13 protein-coding genes are annotated in these 19,137 nt (G+C 43.1%); 3 read left to right on the forward strand and 10 right to left on the reverse strand.

Annotated features, from left to right (window positions below; all coding sequences use genetic code 11):
* Window positions 1-78: 78 nt before the first annotated feature.
* From B3A20_RS12680 to B3A20_RS12725, 10 genes are all read right to left on the reverse strand, one after another.
* Window positions 79-693 carry a hypothetical protein gene (locus B3A20_RS12680; RefSeq protein ID WP_290765448.1) on the reverse strand — a complete coding sequence of 205 codons (615 nt, stop codon included), beginning with the start codon at window positions 691-693 and terminating at the stop codon, window positions 79-81.
* The gene (locus tag B3A20_RS12685) at window positions 693-1,985 is read right to left on the reverse strand and encodes an AAA family ATPase (protein ID WP_290765451.1); all 1,293 of its coding nucleotides are present in this window, start codon (window positions 1,983-1,985) and stop codon (window positions 693-695) included. The genes B3A20_RS12680 and B3A20_RS12685 overlap by 1 nt, the downstream gene beginning before the upstream one ends.
* A gap of 50 nt (window positions 1,986-2,035) precedes the next feature.
* On the reverse strand, window positions 2,036-3,634 hold the full coding sequence (locus tag B3A20_RS12690; protein ID WP_290765454.1) for a type I restriction-modification system subunit M: 1,599 nt from the start codon (window positions 3,632-3,634) through the stop codon (window positions 2,036-2,038).
* Between the two features lie 22 nt (window positions 3,635-3,656).
* The gene (locus tag B3A20_RS12695; RefSeq protein WP_290765457.1) at window positions 3,657-4,823 is read right to left on the reverse strand and encodes an AAA family ATPase; all 1,167 of its coding nucleotides are present in this window, start codon (window positions 4,821-4,823) and stop codon (window positions 3,657-3,659) included.
* A gap of 13 nt (window positions 4,824-4,836) precedes the next feature.
* The gene (locus B3A20_RS12700; protein WP_290765461.1) at window positions 4,837-6,027 is read right to left on the reverse strand and encodes a restriction endonuclease subunit S; all 1,191 of its coding nucleotides are present in this window, start codon (window positions 6,025-6,027) and stop codon (window positions 4,837-4,839) included.
* Window positions 6,028-6,036: 9 nt separating this feature from the next.
* A complete protein-coding gene (locus B3A20_RS12705) occupies window positions 6,037-9,006 on the reverse strand; it encodes a type I restriction endonuclease subunit R (RefSeq protein WP_290765464.1) in 2,970 nt (989 codons plus the stop codon).
* Between the two features lie 104 nt (window positions 9,007-9,110).
* Window positions 9,111-10,610: a sodium:solute symporter gene (locus tag B3A20_RS12710; RefSeq protein ID WP_290765467.1), complete on the reverse strand. Its 1,500-nt coding sequence runs from the start codon at window positions 10,608-10,610 to the stop codon at window positions 9,111-9,113.
* Window positions 10,611-10,770: 160 nt separating this feature from the next.
* The gene (locus tag B3A20_RS12715; protein ID WP_290765470.1) at window positions 10,771-12,588 is read right to left on the reverse strand and encodes a sensor domain-containing diguanylate cyclase; all 1,818 of its coding nucleotides are present in this window, start codon (window positions 12,586-12,588) and stop codon (window positions 10,771-10,773) included.
* A 9-nt stretch (window positions 12,589-12,597) separates the two neighbouring features.
* On the reverse strand, window positions 12,598-13,698 hold the full coding sequence (locus B3A20_RS12720; RefSeq protein WP_290765473.1) for an LptF/LptG family permease: 1,101 nt from the start codon (window positions 13,696-13,698) through the stop codon (window positions 12,598-12,600).
* Window positions 13,695-15,134, reverse strand: coding sequence for an LptF/LptG family permease (locus B3A20_RS12725; protein ID WP_290765476.1), 1,440 nt, complete (start codon window positions 15,132-15,134; stop codon window positions 13,695-13,697). The genes B3A20_RS12720 and B3A20_RS12725 overlap by 4 nt, the downstream gene beginning before the upstream one ends.
* 64 nt (window positions 15,135-15,198) lie before the next feature.
* On the opposite strand from B3A20_RS12725, the gene B3A20_RS12730 reads away from it, so the two are divergent.
* From B3A20_RS12730 to B3A20_RS12740, 3 genes are read left to right on the forward strand one after another with little or no spacing between them, the layout of a single operon-like run.
* A complete protein-coding gene (locus B3A20_RS12730) occupies window positions 15,199-16,050 on the forward strand; it encodes an outer membrane protein assembly factor BamD (protein WP_290765479.1) in 852 nt (283 codons plus the stop codon).
* Window positions 16,051-16,058: 8 nt separating this feature from the next.
* Window positions 16,059-17,111 carry a hypothetical protein gene (locus B3A20_RS12735; RefSeq protein WP_290765481.1) on the forward strand — a complete coding sequence of 351 codons (1,053 nt, stop codon included), beginning with the start codon at window positions 16,059-16,061 and terminating at the stop codon, window positions 17,109-17,111.
* A complete protein-coding gene (locus B3A20_RS12740) occupies window positions 17,111-18,838 on the forward strand; it encodes a PHP domain-containing protein (RefSeq protein ID WP_290765484.1) in 1,728 nt (575 codons plus the stop codon). The genes B3A20_RS12735 and B3A20_RS12740 overlap by 1 nt, the downstream gene beginning before the upstream one ends.
* The last annotated feature ends 299 nt before the right edge of the window (window positions 18,839-19,137 follow it).

Here is a 19,137-nt window from a genome sequence, read left to right on the forward strand (position 1 = left end):
CGCAGGTGAATCATCCCTGCGGAATTCATTCAACGATAAACTACTTAATTTCTTAGTTGCAATTCAGAAAAATAATATTTACGGAGTATCTGCAGCAGTCCTCTGCAATCCTTGACGGCATATTTCATGCCATACGAAAGGAGCATGGCTTTGCATATACCTCGCACTAACATCGCCATTCACATAATCACTATAGAAGTTTTTTCGCATATCTCGACAATCCTGTTCATCCAACTTCAAAATTTTGATAGTTTCATCGCAGTCTTCTCGATATCTTACAGGTAATATCGAAGGATTCACATAAATACGACCATCACTAAAATCTATAAAGAACGACTCTGGTTGCATGGTAAATGGATCTATCGGCAATATCTTCGTACCTTTCTTTCTATTTTTACCTATACAACTTAACCGGTAATTATCCCACTCATAAGTCATCTGTCTCCCAATAGCAGAATTTGACTTAGGAATAAAATGATCCACCGAATCAGCACCAAGAGGTCTATCAAAGTAAATGGCTAGATATGCACAAATATGATTATAAGCCAAAGCCAAATCAGGAATACATTTCGTCCAAAAACTTTTAAATTTACTTGGCATTGCTTTTGGGTGACTTTTCAGCCATGCAATTCCAGGTTGTCTGACATCAGCATCAAAATTTGCGGGTTCAGGGGCTTTTGCGACTGGAATCATTACAACACACCTTTCTTTTGGCACATATATCGAATCAAGAACAATTCACGATCTAAAGGAGATAGTTTTTCAACAAGCTCATTAAACAATAACCTTATTCGATTTTTATCAGAGCGTTCTTCTTTTAATAAATCATATATTTGTCGTATTTTTTCACTTGATTCTATAGATCGAGAGTCTTTTAAATCAAACGCCTTGCTTTTAAGCCACGATTCTGATGTTCCCTGTTTTTCAAATTCTCTTTCTGTCAAAGATATTATTCCATCATTTTCATAATCAAAATCCAGCCATTTATCTTTACTTTCATCAAAAACATCTTCAAGCGAAGCCATCACCAACGGAGAATGCGTTGAAGCAATAATTTGAACTTTTCCCTTTGTACGAAGTCCCAGTATTTCACCAATAGAATCCAACAACGCCTTCATTATTTTTCTTTGCCAATTCGGGTGCAAATGAGCATCAACTTCATCCATCAAAAATGTCATTTGCGATGTAGAACGAATACCACGAATATCACAAGCTTTTTTATGTTCACTATAAGCCCAAGTAAGGCAATATGCTAACGACAAAATTCTCCGAATAGCTGAAGACGCATGCAAAACAGGAACTACCCCATAAGGCATTCTTATAGTCGGAATATCACGAACGTCATCTATAGAAATTCGTGTTGGTTCGTCAAGCCTCATTGTAAAATCAAACGGAGAAAGCTCTTGCAAAAGAAGTTCCATGCAATCATATTCAAAGCCTTTTTTATCTTGCCATTTAAGCAAATCAACAATCAAACCATTACAAACATTATTTCCATCTTGTTTCAAGCCATTCCAAATGTCATTAGGAGTAAAAACAAACGCAGACTGATATTTCGCATATTTACCGGAACGTTCTAAACTTGCCGACCAATAACTTCTAGCAGGATCCCATACACAAAGGCTACCATCAGCCAAGGCATAAACAACGAGCCCTGTTTTTAAAGGATTAAAATTTTGATTAACCCACAACTGCTCATTCCTATCAAACTTGGACTGATGCTTTTTACTACCCGAACCATAGCCCGTTAGAGTAGAATCAATAATCGCATCTTTTTTAGGATTTAACGGACGCCCCATTAATCCAGATACCATTCTAGGATTAACCTCTGCTGGCCAAAAGCTAGTCATGGCATACCAAATCATATCTAGTAAGAACGTCTTTCCCAAGCCATTATCACCCGTCATAATATTCAGACGCTCTCCAAACTTAACAGATAACTCCGGAATAGGACCTACATTTTTTGCAGCTATGGATTTAAGCATTTAAAGCTCCAATGTTCTATACTATGAATAATAACAATAAATAAAAACTCTTAAATTAAAGGCAAATCAAGTTCTCGCAAATATTCGTTACATTTTTTTCTTGCCGAAGCAATTTTTTCATCTGTTTTTTTCATTTGAGAGGCAACATCATCCAAGTCAACAAGAATTTCTTCCTTAGACAAACTTACATAACGAGATATGTTCAAGTTATAGTCGTTTTCTTCAATTTCTCGCATCGACACCTCGCGAGAATAACGAAGTTCTTCTTTTCGATACTGATACGTTTCTACAATTTTTTGAACATCTTCATCACGAAGCTCATTCTGACGGCGACCGGCTTTATAATGTTCTTCGGAGCTGGCGTTTATAAAAAGAATATTTTCATTTTTGCGACACTTTTTAAGGACAATAATGCAAACAGGAATACCTGTAGAATAAAACAGATTGGCAGGTAAACCAATAATCGCATCAATATAGTCGCCCTTCAAAAGTTTCTTTCTAATTTCTTCTTCCTTTCCTGTTCGGAAAAGAACCCCATGAGGAAGGATTATCGCCATCGTTCCATCTTCTTTCAAGAAATGAAAACCATGAAGCAAAAAAGCAAAATCAGCAGCAGACTTTGGCGCAACACCATAACGGCTAAAACGAAAATCTTTGGCCGTTTCTTCGTTAGGCTCCCAACGTAAACTAAACGGAGGATTCGCAACAATCGCATCAAATTCAATTTTTTTTGCAGGGTTCGGTTCGTTCAACAAGCCCCAATCATTCGTCAGTGTATCCCCATGAAAAATTTCAAATTCAGAATCCTTAAGGCCATGCAAAAGCATGTTCATGCGAGCCAAGTTATAGGTTGTCACGTTTTTTTCTTGACCATAAACCTTACCAATACTACCCTTGGGCATTTCGTGGCATACATTCAACAACAATGAACCTGAGCCACAAGTAAAATCAAGGACCTTGTCCAAATATTTTCTTTTACCTGTTTTGGGATTATGACAGTCTAGTGTGACAATTTTAGATAAAATAGATGAGATTTCCTGCGGAGTATAAAATTCACCAGCCTTTTGACCCGAACCCGCAGCAAACTTGCCTATCAAAAACTCATAAGCATCACCAAGAGAATCACTTTCGTTAGAAAAACCAGACAAATTTTCTTCAATGGTACTTATAATTTTTGCCAAGAGTTTATTTCTATCAGCGTAATTTTTGCCAAGCTTGTCTGAATTAAGATTTATATCAGAAAAAAGCCCTTTGAACGAACTATCAAACGATTCATTCTCTATATACTTAAAACCATTTTCTAGAGTTGTCAGCAAATCACCATCTTGCGTTTTGGCTAGTGATGCGATATGTCCCCATAAAAAATCGGGTTTGATCACATAGTGAATTTTGCGACGCATCTGATTTTCAAACATTGGCAAATCATCTGCATTTCGCTTACACCATTGACGTAATGCCACAGAAGAATCGCCATCAGGGAAATCCTTCCCCAATTCCTTTTGGGCTGCAGCAATATAATTATCTGACAGATACTTTAGGAATAAGAATGACAGCATATAATCGCGGAAATCATCAGCCATCATCGAACCGCGAAGGCTATCGGCAATTTTCCAAAGAAGCGAACCTAATTCATTTTGTTTAGTCGTCATATTTAAACCATCTATTTTTAAACTATACTAAATCTTCAGGTAATTCAAAGTGATACTTTCTTTGAAAATCTTCAAATAATTGAACAAACAATTCCGCATTATCACGAACCATACCTTTGGGTTCATAAACCGAATACCCTCCATGGCTCATAATATTAAGTAGTCGAGCATATAAATCTCTATCAGCAACACCATCTAAGCATTTCGAAAAATTATCTAATCCAAAAAATACAGATGTTTTTTCAAGAATGGCACGCATCATATTAAAATGATATGTTTTCAAAACATCTGATCTTGGAAGAGTTCTATTAGGCAACTCTTGTTCTCTAAATTTTTTTATACAATGCTGTAATTCACACAATTCACTAATATGATGGAAAAAAGGGTGATCAGTCGTAGTTCGCAATTTATACACATCATCTTTTGTTCTATATAAAAAATATGATTTATGAGCCTTTTGTTTCAACTCATTATAAATAACATTAAAAAAAAGACTATGATGAGATGAAATGATATACTTTTTCTTTTTTGTACCATTTAGTCCCTCATCTCTTTTCACTAACTGAGCCAAATCAGAAGCAACGGCTATTGCATTATTTTCATCTAAAGATGATATGGGATCATCAACATATATGTACTTTACCCAATTATAACTATTATGCCCTTCTATAACCAATTGGCAAACAGCCATAAAAACAGCAAATATAAAAATCATCTCTTCACCACGAGAAATTTTTATAAATTCTTGCGTAACGAATTCCGGTTCCGTATTATGCGGATTTTCTGAATGATATTTCGTATTTTTCACAGTTCTACTAAATGAAATTTTCCATTCACTGTAATCTATTCTAAAATCAAACTTAGCATATTTCTCTATTATCTCGTGAATTCGGCTTTCCAAAGCAAGCCCTTCTAGTCCACTAATAAAACGTGAATCAGCGTTTACTTTCAAAAAACGCCGTTGATTGTCTCTTAAATCATTATCCCAAGTAAATAGATCTTCGGTAAAAGCATTAAAATACAGAACACCGGGGTTATCATGATTTTTTCTTTTTACATAATCTTTAAAAGTCATTGATAACCGTGTTTTTCCGATGCCATTATACGCAAAAAGAAACAAACAATCCGAACTTCTTAAGTCATCAACAAATCTTGTAGTCAAAGTATCCAATGATTTAAACGTATCCATATTTTAACCTTTTTTATGCAAACAAACGCTGCACAAGTCCTTTCTTGTATTGAATTAGCTGGTCTTTCTTTTCCATATATAACGAAATCAGTTCATCAACTGACAAAATCGCTTGGGCAATCTTTTTTTGTTCTGGTAACGATGGAATTTGAACTTTCAGTTTCGATAATTTTTCGGCATGCAAATGTACAATAGCAAAGCCATGTGCAATTTTTGCAATATCATTTTTCTTAATATGACTCAAATAATACGCCAAGAACAAGCCGTCACAATTAGACCTAACAACATTGATGTCTCCACCTATAGCAATTCCATCTAGTGGTAAGTAAGAAGCTGTAGAAATATCTTCTGCAGTTTCACCTGTTGCAGGAATAATCACATCATTTTTTTGGCTAAAGAAAAGATTTTCAGGAGAAAGAACTGTATGAGACTTTACATCTTTCACCATTTCATGATAACGAGTGTACAGTTCACCATACCTTATGCAAGGAATATTTCCATCATCCGAGATTTCGGATTTTGAAATTCCCTTTCCCTTAAAAAAGCTTGCAAAATCACCTAAACAGCCATTTTGCCATTCCCGGTCATTTTTAAAATCAGAAAATCTGTAATCAGGAATGTTTTTTCCATTTCGAGGAAAAAGCTTTTGGAGCATTCCTATTTTCTGTTCTCGGAGTTCTTCTAATTTTTCTTGAGTAGCGTAAACCTTAGCATCAACAGAAGAAAGTAAATTTGCAATTTTCTTTTGTTCAAGCAAACTTTTTGGAAACGTAATTTTTTTTTCTTTTAATTCAGAAAAATGTCGCTTATACTCCTTTGATTCGATTGAATTATACAATAAATACTGATATAAATATAGTGAATCCAAAAAATTCTCGTTTTTTGATTTAAATATTTTTATTCCATCAGCTCCCTGAATAAACGGAAACGCAACTTTTTTCAAAATACAAGTATGGTCACCAAAAACAATGAGACTCTCACCAACCTCATTTATTAAAGCAGAAGCATCATCAGAATAACCGGATACAAACTTTTGAGACTGATCAACAATAGGAAACTTACCCTTACTTTGATAATCACCTGTTTGAATTTTTTTCGGAGGATTTACCATACTGATAACCTCTTCTAAAGAAGAACAAAACCACTCCCCGTCTTTCACAAACTCCGGGAAACGAATTTTCGGAAGTAAACATTTCTTCATCATATAGCCTAATCAATTCCTCTTTTCATATGCAGAAAGACCTGATATATCTTGCCCCGGAACCATTTTTCTTAACAATGGAGCCAAATCTATAGCTAGTTCCGTTTCCATATTCACTCTAGCTTTCCAGCCTAAATCAAGAGATTCCAGTAATTCACTTAGTTTATCTCCATCAAAAATTTTTCTGTTTACAACATCATCAACAAATTTTTGAACATCATCTAAATTTAGGCTATATTTTTCCGAGATTCGCTTCAATTCACTCGCCTTCTTTTCGTTTCTAAAATGTTCGTATCCATCCCTAACTTCCTGTTCGGTCATTCCGTTCACACCATCAAGACTATCAATGTAGGCAATAATATCATCCCTATCATCCATTAAATTTGCACTAGACCGAATCAAACTTACAAGCTGTTCTTTCGTAAGTTTGATTTTTGCTGATTTCTTTACATATTGCCCAATTAAGGTCATTATATAATCATAATCAATCAAAGCCGATGCAAATAAAACAAATTCAAAATCCAGATCAGTAATTTCTGGTGGAACAAGCTCCGGTTTCTGCTCCCGCTCAGCCTTCAACTGCCTAGCAATTTCTAAATAAGCCCCACGAAACGCTTGCAATTCATTTTCAGACAACAATGATTCTACAATTTCTTTCTGAGCATCATCTATATTTGAATATTGATCAAGTTGTATTTTATAACGCTGAACATCCTTGAATCGATTTACAAAATCCGACTTTTGTGCACCACCACGTAAATTTTGAATTTCAGAAGCCTTAAATGGCAACTCCCTTTCATTCATAAAATCACGCAAAAATTCAACAGATTTCTTATACTTTTGGACAATATTTTCAAAGGGTTCTACTAGCCAAATTTTTCTAGCATCACTTTGTTTTTCTCCAGAAAAAAGCGCAATGGCAGCATCAACTGATTCCGTTTGTCCTCTAAAGTCAAGAATATTTCCATAAGGCTTTGTAGCATTCAAAATACGATTTGTTCTTGAAAAAGCCTGAACAAGTCCATGATACTTTAAATTTTTATCAACGTACAAAGTATTCAAATACTTCGAGTCAAAGCCAGTCAAAAGCATATCGACAACAATAACAATATCAATTTTATTTTTATGCGGATAGTCCTTGTTGCTGTATTTTTGATTTTTTATTCTTTGCTGAACATCTTGATAATACGCATCAAACTCTTCAATTTTGTGGTTTGTATCATACTGTTTATTGTACTCCTTGATTATTTTTTTCAAGGCAGATTTCTTTATTTCTGGATTTTCTTCGTTATCAATTCTTTCTTGGGGCAAATCTTCCTGTATTTGCTTTATATCCTTACTACCATTAGCAGGAGGTGAAAAAACACATGCTACATTCAACGGAATATAAGAGCCATCAATTTTTTCGCGTTCTTTCTGCAAACTTTCAAATAGAGCATAATACTGCAAAGCATCATCAATTGAATTTGTGGCAAATATAGCATTGAACATGCGACTATTTGTCACCTGCTGGTGCTTATCCAAAATCGCTTCTACAACGGCCTGTTTTCTTGAAGTTTCATTACGTTTCTGAACATTTTCAAGTTTATAATAATCTACATGGAAGCGAAGTACATTTTTATCATCAATTGCATTTGTTATCGTGTAAGAATGCAATTGTTTTTCAAAAATATCTTCTGTAGTTGTATAGCGGGCTTCTTCACCTGAAACCTGAGTATATACAGCATTAGCTTCAAATATAGGTGTTCCCGTAAATCCGAAAAGTTGTGAATTTACAAAAAATTCCTTTATGGCTTTATGATTTTCACCAAATTGGGAACGATGGCATTCATCAAAAATAAAGATAATTCTCTTATTTTTTATTGGATACAGCTGTTTTTGGTAATTACGTTTGTTTTTGGGATCTAAAGCAATGCCTAATTTTTGAATCGTCGTAACAATTATCTTATTTGAATAATCTTCTGACAACAACCGACGCACTAGAGCATCTGTATTTGTATTTTCTTCGACACATCCATCTTGAAACTTATTGAACTCTTCACGAGTCTGCTTATCCAAATCCTTACGATCTACAACAAAAAGACATTTATCGACGTCAGGATTGTCCTTTAACAAAGTTGCCGCTTTGAACGACGTAAGAGTTTTACCACTTCCTGTAGTATGCCAAATAAAACCATTTCCACGGTTTTCATCAATACACTTAACAATAGCTTCTACCGCATATATCTGATAGGGGCGCATTATCAGAATTTTACGCTCACTGGCAACTAAAACCATATAACGGTTTATCATTTCACCAAGCTTGCATTTGGGCAAAAAAGCTTCTGCAAACTCATTCAAGTCTGTTATCTTTTTTTGGGACCTACTAGTCCACTGATAAACAGGAAGATACGATTCATCAGCATTAAAATTAAAAAACTCGGGATTGTTATTCGCAAAATAGTATGTACTATTCTGATTACTAACAATAAACATTTGCATGAAGCAAAGAAGCGAATTTTCATAGCCGTTTCCGGCATCATTTTTATAGTCAACAATTTGCTGCATAGCCCTATGCGGAACAATATCGTTCTTTTTCAGTTCCACTTGAACTAAAGGCAAACCATTTACAAGAATAATCACATCATAACGTTGGCAACTATTCCTTGTGTTTATTCGTAACTGATTTACAACTTCATATTCATTTTTACACCAATCCTTTATATTGACTAGCATATACTGTAGAGGCGTTCCATCTTCGCGCATAAAAGTATTACGTTCACGCAATCTTTTAGCAGAAGCATACACATCAGAAGTTGTAATCTCTTGCAAAAGGCGATTGAACTCAGAACCAGTCAAATGAACTTTATTTAGACTTTCAAACTTGTCACGAAAATTGTCTTCCATCGATTTTCTATCATGAATATCATCACGATAGACATACTTCATATCGACAAGTTTTTTTATAAAACCTTCTTCTATCTGTTTTTCTGAAATAGCCATTCTTCACCAATTTACAATGTAATTCAATTAAAAAATAATAAAAGGACTAAAGAAAACAAATAGGCAATATTTCAAAAACTCGCAAACGACACTAAAAATAAAAATCAATCCTTTTTATTTTTTATAAAAGCAACAACAAAATTCACGATAATCGCCACAACAATCGTTGTAGTCATGCTGATGAATGGCATCCATGGCCAGCTGAAGACTTTATCAAAAACGGCAGGCACGCCAAAGGCGGGGATTCCCTGGATAAGCACAAGGCTTACCATGCCGCAAATAACGGCGACAATCACGACCCAGGCACGTAACGCTTTTTCTGCGGTTCCAAAAATCTTGTCTGCAAAGAACGCGAGGAGGAACATGCCAAGAAGCGGGCCCGTGAAAAGCCCCGTAAAGAATAGGGCGTTCTTGAGGAGGCTCCCCTGCTGAGTGGCAGCAAAGAGTGCAAAGAACACGCCGAGCACGCCCCAGACGACCGTCCAGATTTTAGCACGCTTGAGCCCGCCCATTCCCGTCGCTTCTCCCCAACCGAGGAAGTCGCGCTCGGACGTATTGCTGAGAGAATTGATGGCGCCCGAAAGACTGCTCATGGCCGCCGCACAAATGGCAGCGACAATCAAACCTGTCACGCCAACCGGGAGACCGTTCACGATAAAGTACGGGAATACGTCATTCTGCCCGATGCCCGCCGGAACTGTAGCCACTTTCGAAACGTTGTAATAAACATAAAGAGCGGCGCCCACCCAATAAAAGAGAATCGAGACCGCGCAGCCAAGCACCATCGAAAGCACACTCGAACGGTTCGCCGCCTTCACGTCCTTGCAGCTGAGGTAGCGCTGTACAAACTGCTGATCGCAACCGCGAATGGCGATTTCAAGAATCGCATAAGCAAAGCCTGCCGAGATGAGCGTGCGCGCATCAGAAATATCCATCGAAGGATTCCACCAGCGCGTCTTGCCCGCTTCGCTTGCAAGTGTCGCCATTTCGCCAAAGCCACCCACTTGATTTGCGATAATCAAGAGCACAAGCACGCCACCGCCAAAGAACACGCAGAACTGCATCACATCGGTCCAGATGACCGCCTTGATGCCACCAAACCACGTGTAGAAAATCGCAATCGCGGCCGAAACGATTATCGCCAGTTTCAAGTCGATGTGCAAAATCTGCGCAAGCACAAGCGAAGGCGCATAAAGCAAAATGCCCGTGCGGAGGAGCAAATGCAAGCAGTAAAAAATCGCAGCCAAGCGGCGCACCGACTTGCTTCCGAAACGCACTTCGAAAAGTTCATAAGCGCTCGAAATGCCCGATGTGCGGAAGCGCGGGATAAAAACAAAGCCCACCACGAAAATGCTCAACAATGCGCCAATCTGGAACATCAAAAACGTCATGTCGTCGCCATAGACGTCGGCAGGCGCGCCAAGGAAAGTCGTCGCACTCACGGATGTCGCAATAAGGCTAATGCCCACGGCCACCCACGGCATCGAGCCGCCACCGAACATGTATTCCTTGAGGTTCTTGTTTCCACGGGACACCCACAGCCCAATCGCAAGCGAGAGGAGCAAGTAAGCGAAGAGAACTATCCAATCAATAGCGGTGAACATAGGTTAGTAGGAAGTAGGAAGTTAGAAGTAGGAAGTGGTTAGTGGCTGGTGGTTAGGGAGACGCTGTTTAAAAAATCTAGTTGGCAGAACTTAGCCCGCTTCGCTCTTAGAACTTAGTGTTTTCTTTTTAGAGAGAAGGAAGTGTTCTAAGTTCTAAGCTCTAAACAGCACCCACCGCTTCAGTTTCAACGGTTTCAAAACGCACGACCTGATTGCGGCCGCCGTCCTTTGCCTTGTAGAGCGCCTGGTCCGCATTGTTTACCGCCTTCTTCATGTCCGAGAATTCCGGTTCCACAAGGAAAGCGCCAATACTTACCGTCACGCGGAGCGGGTCCGTCAAGTGCACGTTGAACTCGAGCTTGCCCACCGCCTTGCGGATGCGTTCAGCTGTTTCAATCATGCCTTCCGGAGTCGTATCGACGAGTGCCACCACAAATTCTTCACCACCGTAGCGAGCCACGATGTCAATTTCCTTGCGGATTTCGCCACTAATCGCCGTTGCAATACCCTTGATGACTTCATCGCCTACCGGGTGTCCATAGGTATCATTCACACTCTTGAAGTGGTCGATATCCATCATCAAGACGCCAATATTGTATTTCTTGCGGTCAGCGCGAACCTTTTCTGTGCGGAGCGCTTCTTGTAGTGAGCGGTGATTCATAAGTCCTGTAAGGCCATCGCGCGTTGCAAGGTCCTTATCCTTTTCGACCTGAAGAGCTCGGGCATAAGCAAAGCCTGCGACACCGGCAAACGCCTTAAGGAGTTTCTTTTCGTGATCTTGATAGCGGTTGGTATAGCGGCTTTCAAGGCAAATGGCTAGTTCCGCAGTTCTTGCGTCCGGTTCAGAGGCAACCGGCATTACAAACAACTGACGCAGTTCCATATTGCGCTTTTCGGAATCGTTCAAGCGCGGCACGTAATCGGCATATCCCGAGGTAAACGAGCGGAAAACCGGGCGGTTTCTCATGAGCGCAAGCACGAAAATGCCTTTATCAGACAACGTAAACTTTTTATTAATAAACTGTTCAGAATCCACACCGACACAGTAAACAACACGACCGGAGCATTCCTTCGGTTTGTCGAGAGCAAGAATCGTCAAGCGGTCAAACGGTATGTTCTCCTTGACGTATTCAAACATTTGCTTATAGATGTCCTTCACCGTCATGGTTTGGAAGAACTTACGCTGGTAGCGGTAAAGCACACTGAACTGTTGCTGTTCAATGTAGTTCTGCGCCGATACATAGCTTTTGAAACTCACCATGAACATGACATGGGACATGAACATGAGCGCCTGGACATCGGCTTCCTTAAAAGCATTCGGCTGCAGGGAGTCTACCAAGATTGCACCAAAGCGGCGTTCTTCGCGGTCAAGTAAAGGAACGCCCACCAAGGAACGGATTCTTCTATTTTCAATGTAATACGGAAGACGTTTGCTTACAAACAAATCACCTTCCAAGATACGGGATACGCCTGGGCGTAAAAGTTGGCTCAAGATGCCCGTATTTTCGGTAATTTTCGCACTTGAATCAATGAAGTTCTGAATGTCACTCTGGAACGCCCTCAGCCTCAATTCGTTAACACTGCCGCCGCTCGTAAAAATCGTAAAAGTGTTGGCATCCGGCATAAGCACCTTGAGACAGCGCAAGATATCACCATACGCCTTATCGACATCAGAGTTTGCGCGTGACCAAATCTGGTTTACGCGGAGCGAGGAATCGGGTTCGTTCGTATCCGTCTTGACATTGTTCGTAAATTCATTGCGGATATCCGGAGAAACGACCGGAGTCAATGCGGTAGAACGCTTATCGCGCTTAATGACAGGAATCACAGAGGTATTCGCCGGAATGTTCGGGCGATTCATCACAGCAAGGGAAAATGCGACAACAGCAAAGGGAATAAGGAAAAGGAACATGCCCCCCTGAAAAGCAAGTCCCAATAATGCACCGGCTACAACAAACAAAATCTCAGATACGGACATTTAAACCCTCTACAAGCGGAATGATCGATATAACATGACAAACGCGAGACCGGCATAAATGAAGTGACTGTTCCACGCCGCCCAGAACGGCGACAAAGCTCCGTTTTCACCCATTTTAAGTCCAATTCTCTCAAGAATATAATAGCTAAAAACAAGCAACAGGCCAACACCGAATTTCTGGGAAAGGCCCCCTGAACGGCTATACCGGTGGCATAGCGCCGCCCCAATCAAAAGAACTATCAAGTTCATCCAGTGTGCGGAATACTTGAACTGAAGCGCGGTCTCCATCGCACGGGTTTCTTCACCCGAACGCCTAAGCACATCTATACGTTCCTTGACCATCTTGGAATCCATCTCGTCGGCAAGCTGGCGTTCGTTGATCAAGTCGTTCGGACGCGTCTTGACTTTTCCCTTCATGTTCTTCATGCGAACGGGAGTCACTTCCACGGAGCCGTCCTTTTTGAACACGCGGTGGTACCCATTTTCAAACCGCCAGAAACCGTCTCCACTCACAGAATCAGTCTCATGCCAGCGGATAGAGCGAACATCGTAACGTTCGACCAAACGTCCTCGATCGCGCACCAAGAGAACAACATCGCGTCCAACTTTATTCTTACCGGAGTAATGCTTAAAAAACCAGCTATTCTTTTCGCTATCAATAAACGTGAAATCCTGCTTTTCCTTGATGCGCGGGTTCTTGCGTTTTTGCGCATTGGTTTCCATGATTTCAAAGCGCTTGTGGTTTGCATCTGGGAGCCAGTGTTCGCTCATTTCATACGAACCAATGGACATGAGGATGCCCAAGAAGAATATCGGCAAAAGCGTCTTGAACGGACTTTGTCCCGAGCTCTGCATGGCGCTCATTTCCAGGTGCCGTGCCATATTCCCGACCGAAGCCAAAACCGCGATAAACAACGCCACAGGAGTAATCAAGTACAAAATATACGGAAGGTAACTCAGGTAGTAATCGCCCACGGCTTTCATCTCGCGAGCAGACCAAGTCTTGATATTACCAACAAAATCTATAACAACAAAAATAAGGACAGCACCGCAGACAACGATGAGGAACATCTTCAAAAAGTTCCAGATAAGGTATCTAGAAAATTTCATTCGAACCTCTTCTTGAGTTTACCGAACAGCCAACCAGCCGCCCTGACGCACTGGGTAATACCTGTATAACGGCCAACGATTTTAAAGAAGCGTAGAACTTTAGAATTGCCAGTAAATCGGTCGCGCACCATTGCACGCGTAAGGAGAATGCCAACGACACCGATAATGATATTCGAGATCCACATGGCAAGTTCCGGAGAGACCACCAAGCGGTCGGCCAAGTTTTCGCCACCGATAAGGCAAATCCAGTAGATGACAAAGAACGCAAGGCTATAGAGGATGCCTGTGCCAATACCACCTTTGCGAGCCATAATGCCAAGCGGCGCCCCAATCAGCACAAACACAAAGCATGCAAATGCGGTACTGAACTTTTTGTGGATTTCGACCAGGTACTGGGCGGCGCGCTTGAGTTCACCATCCATACGGCCCCAGGCACGCTCCGTCGAACGGAGGGCCGCTGTTTCTTGCACTCGGACTTTGCGAAGCCCCTGCACAAACTGCATAGAATCGCCCATCTGAACGCCATTTGCATTTTCGGGGAGAATCGAATCGCCATTGACAAGTTCTCGCAAGTTCATAAGAGTAGGCAAGCGGCGCGTCCTGGCCAGCACTGCCGCCGAGTCATAATTTTTGCGGGCATCCGTCACCACATCCCACATCATCTCGACGGGCATTTCACGGTCACTGCGATAACTGCGACTGCGGCGTTCCAGGCGGTCGTCCACGTTCTGCATCGCCAAATCCTGCGAGAAGAACCGGATGCGGAAATAGTTGTCGTTATCGTCGGGATCCACGAGATGCGTTTCGCCACTACGGAGCCTGAGCATGAGCGTAGCCCCGTTATCCACATAATCCATCGATGCGCTATCGGCATAGACAATTCTAGGTGCGCCTTTCTTTTCCATCTCAAAAATCTGGATACCGTACAACGTCCCCGACACAGGGTCAATGCGGTTTACCCAAAGCTGCACGCCGGGAAACTGCGTAATAAGGCGCCCCGCATCAATAAACACATGAGGCTTCTTGCGCGACACGGCGTTCATAAGTTCCACCGACCTGTGGTTTGCCTCAGGGAGCACCCAGTTGTTGAACACGACCATCACGACCGAAAGCAAAAGCGCAACAAGCAACACCGGGCGCATCAGCGACAAGGGAGAGATGCCCGCCGCTTTGACGGCCGTAATTTCCTGATCGCCAGACATACGGCCAAATGCCATGAGGCTTGCGACAAGCACAGCCATCGGAATCGAAAGCGAAAGCATCCATGCAAGGTTCAGCGCAAAAATTTCAAGGACCGTAGATGCAGGCAATCCCTTGGACAGCACATTGTCCAAGATTTTGACCAAAAAGTCAACTACAAACAAAAAAGTAATGCCAAAGAGCGAAGCCAAAAAAGGACCTATCAGCTCTTTCAAGACATAGCGGACTAAAATCATTTTTCTCTAGAGTCGTTTTTTTCTACTTTACAGCATGAAAGTTAGAATTAACCAAAGAAAAAAAATGAAAAAAGTTTTCAAGAGTACCCTGTTCGTTCCTTTTTTCCTTTATATGGCAACCATGATGGGTTGTTCCTCGACCTCTTCATCTAAAATAACCCATACCGAATGGTGCAAGGCCCGCTATGAGGCGTCAGAAGAACTCTACAAGGCAAAGAAGTACGGACGCGCCGTCGAAAAACTGGAAGAAATCCTTTCGACCTGCGCAGGGTCAGGCTACATGGAACAGGCGCAATTCCTGATTGCCGAAAGCCATTTCAACCTGGAGCAGTGGATTGAAGCCCGTGGCGAATACGGAAGCTTTATCGTGAACTTCCCGGGTTCTCCGTTTGCAGAAACCGCCGAATTCCGCAAGGCAGTTTCCTCGTTCAACATGGATTACAGGATTGACCGCGACGAATCCAACACGACAACCGCCATGAAGGACTTTGAACGCTACCTCGCAAACCACCCGAGCACCCCGCTTCGCGATTCCGTCAACTACTACTACAACCTCCTCGTCGATCGCGTGGCCGAAAAGGAATTCCAGACGGGCCGCCTCTACTTGCGCATGGAAAAGCCGCAAGCCGCAGTCATCTACTTCAAGGAATTTCTCGAGACCTACCCCAACGCCAAACGCCGCCAAGAAGCGCTATTCCTGATTTCGGATGCCTACACCGACCTGGACCAGTTTGAATCGGCAAGGCAATACCTCGCCGTCGCCCAAAACGAAGCAAGCGAAGACAAGGAAATTCAAAAACGCGTGAAGAAGGCCGAAGAAAAAATTGCAAGCGCCGAAGAAACCTACGAAAAGCGCCTCAAGAAAGAAGCCGAAAAGAAGCGCCTCCAGAAAGAAGAAAAGACACTCGCTGACTAGGCCTCCGGATGAAGTTTAAGTCCAGAAACTGCGTTTCACTGCTCACGGCATTGCTGTTTTCGGCAAGCGCCTTTGCCGCAAGTGAAGAGAAACTGGACCACGACAATTCCATCTTGTCCGTATTTGTGCAGCCGTCAATTTCGTTCATCAGCTTTACCGAGCGCGAATATTTCCAGGACGCCATCGATACCATCTACTATGGATTTAGGGAAAGTGCCGTCACCCACGCAGAGACATTAAACGTTGCCAAGCAGGATTTCCAGAAAGTGAACTTCTGCTTCCCGGTTACAGCGGGCATCCAGTGGCAATTCCGCGAAGACCAGTTCTTAAGCGCGGGCATCGGATTTATCTACGATAACGAATCCGTCGTGTTGACCGACCGCAAGAGCAATACGCACAGTTACGAGTACACGCTCCAGGGCATCCCGCTGTTTCTCGAATACCGCTTGGCGCTCCCCAAAAACTTCATTACTCTCAGCACAGGCGGGCTTTTCAGCATTGCAGTCCGTTGGTACTGGACTTTGCCTGGCACAGAAATTTACACGACATGGGGCAAGCTCGAAGCGGAAAACTCCCCCTTTGGCGCGGGTTTTGGCGTAAGCCTCGGCTACCTTTTTGCAAGCTGGAAAAACTTTAAGCTTTACGGCGACATCGGTTTCAATTCCATTTCGGTGAAGTCCGACAAGATGTTCTCGGCAATTGTCCCGAACGGTCCTGACGAAAAGGCAAAGTGGAACCTGGGTGGAATTCAGTTGCAAATTAGGGGTTCCTTTGGATTGTGGAACAAGCCTAAGCCCAAGGACGACGACGATGATGACGATGACGACGGAGACAAGAAGCCCAAGGTCAAAATCATCGACGATGTGAAAGATTCTGTGAAAACCGTCCAGGATAGCGCAAAGATTGATACGAGCGTAGTTCTAGATTCCGCAGGAATCGCCGACTCACTGAAAACAGCTGTGCAAGATTCAGTTGGAACTGCGCCGGAAAATGCGCCCGTCCCTCAAGACGCGCCACAAACAAGCGCGGAATCAGCAAACGTAAAAGCAAAAGGGGACTGATGAGTTTTTGGCCGGGGGAAAAATTGCGTTACGCCGAAACGCATTTTAAGTTCAAGTTGCCCTGGTCGCTCCTTTACAAGCCGTGGCCCGAAATTTTTTTCGATGCGCCGTTCCAATTTGTGCCGGGCGTCGAGCCATACCTCTGGATTGTCGTGCGTGACGCAGACCGTTTCCCGACGGCGATTAAAAATGCGGAAATCGTTTTAAAACGTATTGCAGACAAAGAAACTGCATCGGAACTTAATGATAATGTCATGGCGGACCCAAACCGCCATCTACCCGCGACGTCGCAAAACATAGTCATTTGCAAAGACTTGAATATCGACGTCAGCGAGCAGATGAAATTCATTCCGCTTGCGCTTGGGAAAATTCCGGCAGGTGCATATGAAGCGCACTGCAAGCTGACCGTAGAACGCAACGGCAAGACACAGACTTTTGAGCGCTGGAACCTGCCGAGACTTAAACCCGTCCCGCTCCGTTTCAAGATCTTGAACGAGATGCCGCCTATCGCCCCCGGCTATGCCGCGGGCGAAATGCACTGCCACACGCACTACTCCGCAGACCATGTGGAATACGGCGCCACGCCCGAAGTGTTGCAGCTTGCCGCCAAGGCAGTCGGGCTCGACTTTGTGAACTGCACCGACCACGCTTACGACTTCGCCTTCACGCAAGAAGATTACACCAAAGAAGCGGACTCGCCAGTGCCGAAATTCCAAAAACTGCGCAAAGAAATTGCGGCGCTCCCCACCAAGGATGATAAAGGCAACAATATGCCGCTCATGCTCGCTGGCGAAGAAGTATCTGCCGGGAACAGCAAAGGCGAGAACGTACACATGACTGTCCTCGCCCCCGAAGGTTACCTCCCGGGGCTCGGCGACTGCGGCCGCTATTGGCTCGAAAACCACCCGACGCGCAGCATCAAGCAAATTCTGAACATGACTGAGGCGCACTGCTTCGCAGCGCACCCGTTCCAGCAAATGGGACTCTTGGAAAAATTCGTGTTCCGTCGCGGTTACTGGAAGCCCGAAGATTTGCAACTGAAAAACAAGCATTCGATTCGCGGGCTGCAATTCTGGAACGGAAGTCGCGATGAAGGTTTCAAGCTCGGCCGAGAATTTTGGATAAATGAGTTAGGCAAAGGAAATTACTTGCTCCCCATCGGTGGAAACGACGCCCATGGAGACTTGAACAGTATGACGGCCGTAAACTTGCCGCTTATTTCGCTAAAGCACACACGTGCCCATACATTTGGAAAAGTCCGCACGGTTGTGAAAATCATGGACCCTACCGGCAATCCGATTTTGTCATTCCCGGCTACCTGTCCTCGCGCCTGTCCTCGCTTGACGGGGATGACGGGGACGACCGGGAATCTCCCTACACAGCCCCCGCTGACCCTCGACCTATTAAACGCCGCCTTCGCCGCAGACAACTGCTACATCACGGACGGTCCTGCCCTCTGGTGGGAACGCGACAAAAACGGCATCACGTTCCACGCCCGCAGCAACAAAGAAATGGGCGGAGGATTCCGCTACATCCGCATTTACGGGCGCCGCATACAGAGCAACGGCAAGCTTGCCCCCGAAGAAGAAGTCATGATCGGAAGCCTCATCGCAACGCCCGACCACGCCGACATTCCTGTTGCCACGCTTGGTTTTGCGTACGTCCGTGCCGAATGTGAAACCGCAACCGGCAAGTTTGCGCTCACGTCGGCAGCACAGTTGCGCTGACAGCGTTTCAAAAAACGCCTTAAACATTTGCTTTTGAAACGATTACATGTTATTTTTTGAATAAGCGGGGAAACGATTTGAGCTATTTCTTGTTCTTTGGGAATGTTTGAAGCCAATTTCCCTTTTTGGCACGGAGTTTGCATTTAAGGAAAAGTCCCCCAAAATCAGGAAGGTCGCCATGCCACACTTTATATCGCCCATGATTCGCCGTAGGCCATCCGCCGAAGAATTGCATGCAGCTTCCGCAAATCAAGAGTCCGCGCCCTCCCCGATTGAACAAAACATCGATTTTTCGCAGA

Origin of the sequence: Fibrobacter sp. UBA4297 (assembly GCF_002394865.1) — a bacterium.
In the GTDB taxonomy this organism is placed as follows: Bacteria; Fibrobacterota; Fibrobacteria; order Fibrobacterales; family Fibrobacteraceae; genus Fibrobacter.

Coding starts and splice junctions, on each gene's coding strand:
- B3A20_RS12680 (WP_290765448.1), bottom strand. CDS start 693: ATGATTCCAGTCGCAAAAGCCCCTGAACCCGCAAATTTTGATGCTGAT.
- B3A20_RS12685 (WP_290765451.1), bottom strand. CDS start 1,985: ATGCTTAAATCCATAGCTGCAAAAAATGTAGGTCCTATTCCGGAGTTA.
- B3A20_RS12690 (WP_290765454.1), bottom strand. CDS start 3,634: ATGACGACTAAACAAAATGAATTAGGTTCGCTTCTTTGGAAAATTGCC.
- B3A20_RS12695 (WP_290765457.1), bottom strand. CDS start 4,823: ATGGATACGTTTAAATCATTGGATACTTTGACTACAAGATTTGTTGAT.
- B3A20_RS12700 (WP_290765461.1), bottom strand. CDS start 6,027: ATGATGAAGAAATGTTTACTTCCGAAAATTCGTTTCCCGGAGTTTGTG.
- B3A20_RS12705 (WP_290765464.1), bottom strand. CDS start 9,006: ATGGCTATTTCAGAAAAACAGATAGAAGAAGGTTTTATAAAAAAACTT.
- B3A20_RS12710 (WP_290765467.1), bottom strand. CDS start 10,610: ATGTTCACCGCTATTGATTGGATAGTTCTCTTCGCTTACTTGCTCCTC.
- B3A20_RS12715 (WP_290765470.1), bottom strand. CDS start 12,588: ATGTCCGTATCTGAGATTTTGTTTGTTGTAGCCGGTGCATTATTGGGA.
- B3A20_RS12720 (WP_290765473.1), bottom strand. CDS start 13,698: ATGAAATTTTCTAGATACCTTATCTGGAACTTTTTGAAGATGTTCCTC.
- B3A20_RS12725 (WP_290765476.1), bottom strand. CDS start 15,134: ATGATTTTAGTCCGCTATGTCTTGAAAGAGCTGATAGGTCCTTTTTTG.
- B3A20_RS12730 (WP_290765479.1), top strand. CDS start 15,199: ATGAAAAAAGTTTTCAAGAGTACCCTGTTCGTTCCTTTTTTCCTTTAT.
- B3A20_RS12735 (WP_290765481.1), top strand. CDS start 16,059: ATGAAGTTTAAGTCCAGAAACTGCGTTTCACTGCTCACGGCATTGCTG.
- B3A20_RS12740 (WP_290765484.1), top strand. CDS start 17,111: ATGAGTTTTTGGCCGGGGGAAAAATTGCGTTACGCCGAAACGCATTTT.